Genomic DNA, 9,926 nt, shown 5'->3' with positions numbered 1-9,926 from the left:
TTTGGATATGAGCCCCCTAGTCCGAGGCTCAGCGGGACTTTAACCCACCTGATGACCGTGCTGCCACGCACGCACTATGACCTCTGCTGACTTCTCAGAGCTCAGCTATACATCACTGCATAGGTTGACGTTTCAAAATTATTTCCACGACGTTCCTCTGAGACCTCCCCAGGTAAGAGCGCAAACTTTCTCTCCACATATCTGTTGCATTTACTTTCCTTGTTTTCGGGTAGTTATTGGGCTTTGTTTTGTTATGCAAACTCACCCACAAGAATAAGCCTCGAATGCAATTCGTGTACCTCAGACCAGAGATTTGCCTCCGACTTCCTTCAGATTCCACCTCGCGGTGGACACCCTTGTCTTTGGCTAACGGTTGGCACTACCAGCCCCCGTATCGGACTTTCACCGACAAGTTTGCGCCCATGCTGGGCGCACATAAAAAAGCGGCAGATTAAGCCGCTTTTATGGGGGGGAGGTTTTTAGTTCATCTGACTACAATGAAAGATTATCAGAAGTTTGTGAAGAAAGTTTGGAGACTTCTTTTTCTTTCAGATACAAGTGAACTCATGACTGCAATGGATAGAAGAATAACAACAATACTGGTCCATTGCCCTGCGGTCCAGTTGAATGCATATCTTGGTGAATCTCCTCTTAAGAATTCAAGAAGGAACCGGCCAATGGAGTATAATATATTATAAGAGATAAATAGAAATCCTTTTGGCCATTTCTTATTTTTCATAACCATTAAGATCGAAAACACAATCAGATCCCATTGTCCTTCCCATATCTCTGCTGGCCACAATGGTTGTGAGCCATAGGTATCATAGGCCATCGTTCCAGGTGGATAGACAAGTCCAAGCCCTGAATTCGTTGGTGACCCAAACGCATCCCCGTTTAAGAAACAAGCAATTCTTCCGATCGCTTGGCCGAGAATAATCGCCGGAGCCATAATATCTGCTAGCTCCCAAAAGTTTAACTTGTAATAGCGGGTATAGAGGATTGCCGTTACAAAACCGCCAATTAATGCTCCCTGAATCGCAATTCCACCATTCCATATTGCCAATATTTCATTAAGATGTTGTGAATAATAAGGCCACTGAAAGAAGAATACATGCCAAATTCGTGCATAAACTGAAAATATGTAGAAAATATGAAAAAAAGCTTGTCATCATTTGTATCCTAATACTTTGATGACAAGCATTGTCTCTTTTTATTTACAGGATAAAATCGTTTTTCAACCTAATAATGAACTTAAAGAATAAGCGCCAGGGCCAATTAAAGCCACGCCAATAGCGACAGCAATCAAGATCAGATTATATTCATACCCGTTAGAAGTTACCCAGTATCCGTTTTTACCATGGACTGTAAATATGGCCACGAGCATTGTGATGACGATAAGGAACGCCCCTAATGGTGTAAATAAACCAAAAGCAAATAACAATCCTCCAACTAGTTCACTTAGACCTGCTGCAAGTGCCATGAGCACGCCTGGTTTTATACCTATCGATTCCAACCATCCGCCAGTTCCTTTCAATCCATAACCACCAAACCAGCCAAACAATTTTTGGGAACCGTGCCCTGCAAAAGTAAGACCAACAACTAAACGAATAATCAATAAACCTAAATTCATTCTTTCTCATCTCCCTTTATTTTTTAAAATTAATTAATAAAAGTTATTAACTTACTTTATGTAAGTAATGATAGTTTAGTTACTTACTTTTGTCAAGTGATTATGTTAAAATAATTTTAAAGGAGATGATTAATCATGGAAGACTTACATTTATGTCCGAAATTCGAATATGCATTTGAGCTTTTAGGGAAACGTTGGACAGGTTTAATCATTCGTGTTCTTCTCCATGGGCCAAAACGATTTAAAGATATCTCCGAGGTCATTCCAAATATGAGTGATAAGATGCTCGTTGACCGTTTAAAACAATTAGAGGAAGCCGGTATTATCGTTAGAAAGGTTTATCCAGAGACTCCCGTTCGAATTGAATACGAATTGACTGAAAAAGGTGTGGCCCTAACCCCTGTGATGGATGCCGTACAACAATGGGCCGATTCTTGGGTTAAGTAAGGTTGGAGTACATGAAAAAGAAGCGACACTTCGTCGCTTCATTAAATGGGAGGGGGCAAATTATCCTCAATTTTCCGTTAAAAAATCCTTCTCATCTTTTCAAATTCACTTTCACTGATTTCGCCTTTCGCATAGCGAATTTTTAGAATCTCAATCGGGTTAACTGCTTGCTGTGTTTGCGTCGCTGTTGCTGATTCAGTTTCTTTTTTAAGAGAAACGAAGAGATCTACGATGAATTTTTTTGCTAGTTTAATCAATTTAAACAAATCACCTGTTTTTACAAGGTAATACGCAACAATAACCGTCAGAATTAAATTTAACATGTAACCATTCCCTTTCCTATGAACCGATTACTTTCACGATTTCTTGGTATTCATCAAAGGAAATTTCGCCACGAACATATCTTAACTTTGCAATCTCTATTGCTTCTGAAGATGAAACTTGTCCATTCGCAATACTGACTAAACCTTGGCTTTGTCCAACATGATTCTGCTTACTTCTTTTAATGAGTAAATAAACCACAAATCCAATGAGTAATAGGAATAGGAGCCCTGATAAATTCCAACCTGACATCATTCCATAACCAAATCCATTCCCATGGCCAAAATTGTTAGGGAAGTAACCCCAACTATTACCAAAACCATTTCCATAGCCACCATATCCTGGGCGGAAAAAACCACCCATGTGTCCACCACCAAACATCATTGTTTATTCCTCCTTTTGTAAATTGCTATTTATTAGAAAGTCACCCTAAAGGATTCGTTATAGATTGCCATTTAAAACCTATAAAAGATTTTTTAACTTGCTGTATTCCTCAGCAGTAATTTCACCTTTTGCAAAACGAAGATCAATAATTCGTCTTGCTTCATTTAAGTTACTACTGCTATTGCTTCCAAGGGTTTGGACTTTATTTAGTAGTCGCCCTAGCTCACCTGTTTTGTAAAGATAAAATCCTATCGCTAAAATCAATATCAACATCATGTTACATTTCCTCCTTTATTTTTACATTCATTTTTTAATACTGTTCCTTTAGGTGTGATCTTCTTTATGTTTCTAGATTATCGAATAAAAATGGAGAAAGAATGAAGATTAAATGAATTTCGTCCCGTAATGGAAATTAAAAATTTTCCATATAAAAAACAGCAAAAGCGGCTAATATTTAGCCGCTTTTAAATATCCTTTATTTAAGATTACCCATCCCTTGAAAATTACTACTGTTTGATGATCCACCTGTTCCATGCATGCTTTCATAAAGGCCTTTTAGTTGATCCGTACTTAAATCAGGATGCATTTGTTTAGCATAAGGTAACATTTGCCCGAAGTTGATATTTTGGTTTTGCATGAATTTTTTCATCTCATCGAAATTACCAGAATTCATAATTTGATACATTTCATCAACATTGATTCCTTGATCTTTCATGAATTGTTCTGCCTGTTCAACGTTAACTCCCCTTTGCTGCATAAGAGCCTCGAGGGTCTGGACTATTTCCCTTTGCATAGCTTACATAGGCCGTAGTCCCAACACCTAAACATTTCTCGTTGTGTTATTCCATAACTACTTAAGGGAGTGATCATCGATTTTGAAAGAGTTCTGACAAAAGATCGTTACTACTATAACCGATTTTATTTTCTTCCTTTAGGAATGCCGGTGACGATCGAGATACCGCTTTTTGTACGTATAACATTTATTTGCTAGTATGTGCTTTATTATTACAAAGTGGCAAAAAGTATACTATAAGGTTATAATCAACATGGGGTGGGTGAAACGATGGGACATGTTTGTGGTAAGACGTATAACTGCGAAAAAGAATTAACACTCGCTGTTATTGGCGGTAAATGGAAAATGCTTATTTTATGGCATCTAGGAAAAGGAGAAAAAAAGCGATTTAGTGAACTAAAAGCTCTCATGCCGGGAATCACCCAAAGAATGCTTGTTAACCAGTTGCGAGAGCTGGAGGAAGATCAAATTGTTCATCGCGAAGTCTATCCTGTTGTTCCACCAAAAATCAACGGACAACAATCTTTATGAAAGATCCGCTGTCCGTTGGTTTTTCTGTATGTACGTTGATGAATGTTAGGATGCGAGGACGGTATGGCCATCATGCGTCCACACTGGCCTAAAAGCGGAACTTACGAAGTATGTCAGTGCGTCTTATCCTTTTAGTATACTTTTCCACACTATGTAACATGAAAGTGTGTACTTGTTAAATTGAATGATGTGTCTAATAATATCAGTATCGCCACATGAATGAGGCGAAACGTTGCTAGATGGATAACAAAAGAAGGGGGGAGACTATGAAACTGAGAGTTTCAGCGGTTCAATATCATCTCCATACCATCCAATCGTTTAAGGAATTTGCCAAACAAGTAGAACATTATATTAAAACAGCCGAAGAGTTTGGAGCGGATTTTGTCTTGTTTCCGGAATTTTTCACCACCCAGCTAATGTCTATTGGCAACCAGCAAGGGCAACCTTTGGCCATTCAAGATCTTCCTGATTTTACAGAACAATATCGGTCTTTATTTATTAATTTAGCTAAGCAAACAAAGATGCATATTATTGGAGGAACCCATGTCATCCGTAAAGGCGGACGATTATACAACGTTGCTCATTTATTCTATCCAGACGGAAGAGTTGCCGAACAGCCAAAGCTTCATATCACTCCGACAGAAGTAAAGGAATGGAACATGTCTCCTGGCGATGGCCTACAAGTGTTCGAGACCGACAAGGGAACCATTGCGATGTTGACTTGCTATGACATCGAATTTCCAGAAATCGTTCGAATGGCAAAGGCGAAAGGTGCGGATGTCATTTTCTCTCCTTCTTGCACCGATGATCGTCACGGATTTCATCGTGTCCGTTACACCAGCCATGCGAGGGCAATCGAAAATCAAGTCTATGTCGTCACTACTGGTACAGTAGGTTCTCTTCCTACAGTTGATTTTATGAGGGCGAATTTTGGGCAAGCGGCGGTGATTACACCGAACGATATTCCATTTCCTCCGCGCGGCATCTTAGTCGAAGGGGAAATTAACCATGATATGATTGTAACCGCTGATCTTGATTTAGAACTATTATACCAAGTTCGTGAAAGCGGATCGGTTACCACATGGCGTGATCGCCGCACAGATCTCTATCCGGATTGGAAATAAGCTGCTTTACAAGGAGGGAGAATGATGTATCGAAAGGAATTTTATGTCTTTGACCAAGATCGACCTGTTCCAGCGGTGATTCGAAATTATGAAGAAAAGGACTTTCCTGGATTAATCCGCATCCAGCAGGAAAGTTTTCCACCACCATTCCCGTCTGAGTTATGGTGGAACACGGAACAATTGAAAAACCATGTTACGCTCTTTCCAGAGGGTGCCTTATGTGTGGAGGTTGATGGTGAAATTGCGGGATCAATGACAGGATTAATTGTTGATTTTGACCCTAACCATCCGGAACATACATGGGAAGAGATCACAGATAATGGATATATTCGTAACCATAATCCAAACGGAAATACGCTTTATGTCGTTGATATTGGTGTGCGCCCTGCTTATCGCAAATTAGGGCTGGGAAAATGGCTGATGCTATCCATGTATGAAGTCGTCGTTCAATTGGGATTGGAACGTCTGCTAGGCGGAGGTAGAATGCCTGGCTATCATAAAAAAGCTGATGAGATGACCGCGGAACAATACCTCGAAGCTGTCGTAAAAGGAGAATTGAAGGATCCTGTTATTACCTTCTTGCTTCGCTGTGGCCGCACTCCTGTTAAAGTGGTGGCTAACTATTTAGAGGATGAAGAATCTTGTAATTATGCAGCACTGATGGAATGGAAAAATCCTTTTTATCGATCAAAATCTTAACAAGGAGAATGATGAAATGGAATATCGCAGAATTACGAGTATTGAAGACCCTTTATTTAAAAAAATGCACCAATTGATGCAGGATGTATTTCCTCCTGAAGAGGTATTAGAATTCGATCTTTGGAAAGAGCCTCTTGAAGATCCGGGAATTCGTGTGTGTGTTGCTGTTCATGAAGGGAATGTCGTAGGTGCGACAGAGTATCGCTATTATGAAGATTTAAATGTCGCAATGACAGATTTCACGATCATCGGCCAACCAGGACTTGGGATCGGGCGATTTTTAGCGCAAAAGAGATTAGAGGATTTGAACGCTTGGGCAGCAGCAAACGAAAAGCAGTTATTTGGTATGTTTGCTGAAATTTATGATCCTTACCGAGTAGAGCATTTTGAATTTGGCGGAATTAAGCCTATGGATCCATATGTTCGTCGTGAAGTATTATCTCATCTTGGCTATAAGCGACTTGACTTCCCTTATGTCCATCCATCTTGGAACAATGATGGAGAGGCTGTAACAGGACTCGACCTTTGTTTCCTTCCGATGGACGATAACGTGAATGAACTACCAGCGGATCTTGTTGTGAAGTTTTTGAAACGTTATTATTCTGTCTTATCGAATAAACCAAAATCTTGGTATGAAATGATTGAAAATCTGGAGGCCAAGGATTCGATATTGCTTTTAGATATTTAAGTGACTCACTATTTTTTATAAATCCTGTTTTTCAGTCTCTTAGAAAGACACAAGATAAGACTAAAAAGTCGATTTTTCCTATGCCATGGAAAAATCGACTCAGACTGTTGACAAAATGGGTTTCAGACGAATGTCTGAAACCCATTTTAAACAAGCATCGCCTGCACCGCATTTTTTTCCAATCCTCGGTAATGCGTTCAGCGCAGACCATGCTTCTCTTTCATATCGGCAAAATCCCGTTCAATCGTCTCTTTTCGGATCACAAGCTTTATGTTACGAAAAGAAATTAAATAACCTGAGTCCTTATCAATACAGAACTCAGGTTGCATAAGTATGCTTTTTTATTCCTGTCTACTTGACAGGGGTCACTTCAATATGAGGGGCTGAACATTTATCTATTAATCTTCGTCACTTGAAGCAAAGATCATAATATACTTGGTTAATTCTAAGACGGAGATTAAAGCCGCTGCGACATAGGTCAATGCTGCTGCACCTAGAACTTTATTTACACCCGTTTCTTCTCCGTTTCGTAGAATCCCTGTCGATAACATTAATTTCTTGGCCCTCGAGCTTGCATTAAATTCAACAGGAAGGGTAATCAATTGAAAGGCAACGGCAACGGAAAATAGCAGTATTCCTAGCCCAATTAATGAAGCCCATTGAAACACAAAACCAAGAATTAATAATAATGGGGCTGCACCTGAACTAAAGTTCACTAATGGAAATAATTTATGCCTTAATACTAAGGCACTATATCCTTCTTTATGTTGAATCGCATGCCCTACTTCGTGGGCTGCAACCGATACAGAAGCGATCGACGTACCATAATAGACCGGCTCTGACAAGCGAACCTCTCTCGCTATTGGATCATAATGATCTGTTAACTTTCCCGGTACAGGTCTTACTGGGATGTGTTCAAGGTTATTTTCATCCAATATTCTTCTAGCAACCTGTGCACCAGTCATCCCTATCATCGATTCAACTCTCGACCATTGCTCAAAATTACCTTTTACCTTCAATTGTGCCCATAACGATAAACCAAAAGCGATAAAAATTAAAAAGTCCATCGGATGAAAGAACATATTTTCTCCTCCTTTTCTATAAACTACCTAAAAGTATCATCAACACATTCACAAATGACATTCCTTGATTAGAAAGGTGTTTCATTACCACTTTCATTTGTTGTTCATTTAATCCTTCTAAGTAGGGTTTGATTTTTAAAATTTCAGATTCAAGATCCTTCATCTGTTGAGTAAGTTGATCAATCTTTTCAAACAGTTTTTCAATTTTTACCATGTCTTTTTCATGAACTAGCTTTAAACGTTCCTTAATTTCTTCTAATGAAAGATGCTGTTTTTTGTATTGCTCTATTAACTTTAATTGCTCAACTGTCTTCTCAGTATAATAACGGTAATTGGATTCTGAACGTGTCACATCGAGTAAACCTAGCTGTGTGTAATAATCAATCGTTCGTTTCGAAACGTTTGCAAGAGATGCTAATTCCCCTATTCGATACAATTTCCCAACGTGAACACCTCTTTCTATCCTTATTAATGAATATCATATCAGACTTAAACCATACAGTCAAACGTTATTGTTTTGATTAGTATTTTCTTGATTCATTATTCATATACATTTATAGGCTATTTTTTTAAGTTCATTAAAGGAGAAGGTATAAATGCTCTTTATACATAGGGTTATTTCAATATTGTTTGGCAGTTTGATTCTGTCGATTGGAATTAATTTTTTTATCATTCCTTTTCACATCTTGGATGGTGGAGTGATTGGTTTAGCCCTGATTGTTAACTATCTCACTGGTTATAAAGTTGGTCTAATGATTATTCTTTTCAGTTTTCCGATCTATCTGTTAGCATGGTTTAAATCAAGACCGTTTTTCTATAATAGCCTACATGGATTACTGATTTCCTCCTTTTTTATTGATATCGTTTATCCCTATACCTACTATTTTCATTATTACATTCATATCTCCCCTTTAGAGAGTTCAATTCTTGGAGGATTACTGGTTGGGGCCGGCATAGGGATCATGTTGCGAGCAGACGCTAGCACAGGGGGCCTTGATCTTTTGGCGCAATTTTTAGCCAAACATTTTTCGATCAATGTTGGATTGGTCATTTTTCTATTTGATGCAACCATTATTTCGTTAGGTGGGCTCCTGATTTCAAAAAACAATTTGATTCTTTCATTCATTACGGTGTTATCTGTAGGAATTGCAACAAGTCTACTCACTTGGAATAAGGAAAAGCATGAGCCATGTTGATAGAAATCATTAGTCAAAAAAAAATATCCACCAACCTGGTGGATATTTTTTTTCATATTCATTTTTGAACGGTTACGAGATAGTAATCATCTCTGTTTTCATAAGAAGCTTCAATATTTTTGAGTTTACAATAACCGACGATATTTTTTGCCGATTGCTCTCTCTCAACAATCATCTGAAAAGTTCCATCAAACTGATTCAATGATTGTTTCAATTGGTGAACAGGATCGGGTACATCCATTTCACGATAATCATCCTGAGGTACATTTCGCGTATCTACAATGTTACCTTGGATATTTAACGGAATACGATACTCTTTCATAATTCTTGCTTCTTGCTCTTTCCATTCTTCCTCTGTTAAATCGGCTCGACCAAATAGATTACAATGGCAAGTTCCATGTACTTCAATATCATGTACTGCATATGTACATGGGCAGGTTAATTGACGGTCGATTTTTTTATCCCCTGTCGCCTCAAAACAAGGACAGATTCGTTGACCATAGATTTCCTCATTTTCTGCTAACCAAATTTTTAAATTGGTTAAGTACATTTTATGGGGATTGACAGATAAACCTTTAACTTCAGCATATTTGTTAATCCATTGGTCGGCTTTTTTAATTTTTTCTCGGTATTTAATATATCCACCAAAGAAATCTTTATACATCCGAAGATTTGCTTTTAGTTTTCCCATATTTTTCACCTCCTTTCAAATGAACAAGGTCAATTTTAACATATAAGAAAATACCCTACAAGGTATAATAATTACCCATGATAAATATGAAAATGAATAGATGAAATTCTTCGTTAATTGTTCTCTTGATCATTCACCTTATAAATGACACTTTTAAAACAGGTTTGTATCACAAACCAAAAAAAGGGGCTGTCTAAAAAGTCCCTAAAATAGTAAACAAGCTGGTGAAAAACCTTTCGTTTTTTTCCAGCTTGTTTTTTGATTCCGATTGATTCTAGGAAAGTGTCGAGGCGGATGCCCGCCACTTTCAATATGTTATGTGCGAGTGCCACAATCCCAA

General features: G+C 38.2%; 14 protein-coding genes and 1 pseudogene. 6 read left to right on the top strand and 9 right to left on the bottom strand.

The window, feature by feature from the left end; translation table 11 throughout:
* Positions 1 to 508: 508 nt before the first annotated feature.
* On the bottom strand, positions 509 to 1,141 hold the full coding sequence (gene lgt / locus EDD72_RS12320; RefSeq protein WP_279388115.1) for a prolipoprotein diacylglyceryl transferase: 633 nt from the start codon (positions 1,139 to 1,141) through the stop codon (positions 509 to 511).
* A gap of 93 nt (positions 1,142 to 1,234) precedes the next feature.
* On the bottom strand, positions 1,235 to 1,630 hold the full coding sequence (locus tag EDD72_RS12315) for a DoxX family protein (protein ID WP_132770797.1): 396 nt from the start codon (positions 1,628 to 1,630) through the stop codon (positions 1,235 to 1,237).
* Between the two features lie 135 nt (positions 1,631 to 1,765).
* On the opposite strand from EDD72_RS12315, the gene EDD72_RS12310 reads away from it, so the two are divergent.
* Positions 1,766 to 2,077, top strand: a complete 312-nt coding sequence (locus EDD72_RS12310; protein WP_132770795.1) for a winged helix-turn-helix transcriptional regulator — start codon at positions 1,766 to 1,768, stop codon at positions 2,075 to 2,077.
* A gap of 77 nt (positions 2,078 to 2,154) precedes the next feature.
* Here EDD72_RS12310 and EDD72_RS12305 read toward each other — a convergent pair whose 3' ends face one another.
* From EDD72_RS12305 to EDD72_RS12290, 4 genes are all read right to left on the bottom strand, one after another.
* Positions 2,155 to 2,400, bottom strand: coding sequence for an SHOCT domain-containing protein (locus EDD72_RS12305; protein ID WP_132770793.1), 246 nt, complete (start codon positions 2,398 to 2,400; stop codon positions 2,155 to 2,157).
* A 16-nt stretch (positions 2,401 to 2,416) separates the two neighbouring features.
* Entirely contained in the window at positions 2,417 to 2,782 is a 366-nt protein-coding gene (locus EDD72_RS12300; RefSeq protein WP_132770791.1) for an SHOCT domain-containing protein, read from the bottom strand.
* A 78-nt stretch (positions 2,783 to 2,860) separates the two neighbouring features.
* Positions 2,861 to 3,058 carry an SHOCT domain-containing protein gene (locus EDD72_RS12295; protein ID WP_132770789.1) on the bottom strand — a complete coding sequence of 66 codons (198 nt, stop codon included), beginning with the start codon at positions 3,056 to 3,058 and terminating at the stop codon, positions 2,861 to 2,863.
* Positions 3,059 to 3,257: 199 nt separating this feature from the next.
* A complete protein-coding gene (locus EDD72_RS12290) occupies positions 3,258 to 3,539 on the bottom strand; it encodes a hypothetical protein (RefSeq protein ID WP_243643846.1) in 282 nt (93 codons plus the stop codon).
* A 306-nt stretch (positions 3,540 to 3,845) separates the two neighbouring features.
* On the opposite strand from EDD72_RS12290, the pseudogene hxlR reads away from it, so the two are divergent.
* From hxlR to EDD72_RS12270, 4 genes and pseudogenes are all read left to right on the top strand, one after another.
* A pseudogene (gene hxlR, locus EDD72_RS12285) lies at positions 3,846 to 4,085 on the top strand (transcriptional activator HxlR); the annotation flags it as partial.
* A 287-nt stretch (positions 4,086 to 4,372) separates the two neighbouring features.
* Positions 4,373 to 5,230, top strand: coding sequence for a carbon-nitrogen hydrolase family protein (locus EDD72_RS12280; RefSeq protein WP_132770785.1), 858 nt, complete (start codon positions 4,373 to 4,375; stop codon positions 5,228 to 5,230).
* Positions 5,231 to 5,254: 24 nt separating this feature from the next.
* Positions 5,255 to 5,929 (top strand): GNAT family N-acetyltransferase, encoded by a 675-nt coding sequence (locus EDD72_RS12275; protein WP_132770783.1) that lies wholly within the window; start codon positions 5,255 to 5,257, stop codon positions 5,927 to 5,929.
* 16 nt (positions 5,930 to 5,945) lie between these two features.
* On the top strand, positions 5,946 to 6,617 hold the full coding sequence (locus EDD72_RS12270) for a GNAT family N-acetyltransferase (protein WP_132770781.1): 672 nt from the start codon (positions 5,946 to 5,948) through the stop codon (positions 6,615 to 6,617).
* A 398-nt stretch (positions 6,618 to 7,015) separates the two neighbouring features.
* On the opposite strand, the gene EDD72_RS12265 is transcribed toward EDD72_RS12270, so the two are convergent.
* Entirely contained in the window at positions 7,016 to 7,699 is a 684-nt protein-coding gene (locus tag EDD72_RS12265) for a zinc metallopeptidase (protein WP_132770779.1), read from the bottom strand.
* Between the two features lie 16 nt (positions 7,700 to 7,715).
* Positions 7,716 to 8,135 carry a MerR family transcriptional regulator gene (locus tag EDD72_RS12260; RefSeq protein ID WP_132770777.1) on the bottom strand — a complete coding sequence of 140 codons (420 nt, stop codon included), beginning with the start codon at positions 8,133 to 8,135 and terminating at the stop codon, positions 7,716 to 7,718.
* Between the two features lie 160 nt (positions 8,136 to 8,295).
* Here EDD72_RS12260 and EDD72_RS12255 point away from each other — a divergent pair, with 160 nt between their 5' ends.
* Complete coding sequence (locus EDD72_RS12255) at positions 8,296 to 8,895, top strand: YitT family protein (RefSeq protein ID WP_132770775.1); 600 nt, start codon at positions 8,296 to 8,298, stop codon at positions 8,893 to 8,895.
* Between the two features lie 58 nt (positions 8,896 to 8,953).
* On the opposite strand, the gene EDD72_RS12250 is transcribed toward EDD72_RS12255, so the two are convergent.
* Positions 8,954 to 9,586, bottom strand: a complete 633-nt coding sequence (locus EDD72_RS12250; protein WP_132770773.1) for a ferredoxin-thioredoxin reductase catalytic domain-containing protein — start codon at positions 9,584 to 9,586, stop codon at positions 8,954 to 8,956.
* Positions 9,587 to 9,926 lie beyond the last annotated feature (340 nt).

The organism is Tepidibacillus fermentans (assembly GCF_004342885.1).
Classification (GTDB): Bacteria; Bacillota; Bacilli; order Tepidibacillales; family Tepidibacillaceae; genus Tepidibacillus; species Tepidibacillus fermentans.
The sequence above is the reverse complement of the archived record's forward strand: the minus strand, read 5'-3'. Positions and strand labels throughout refer to the sequence as shown.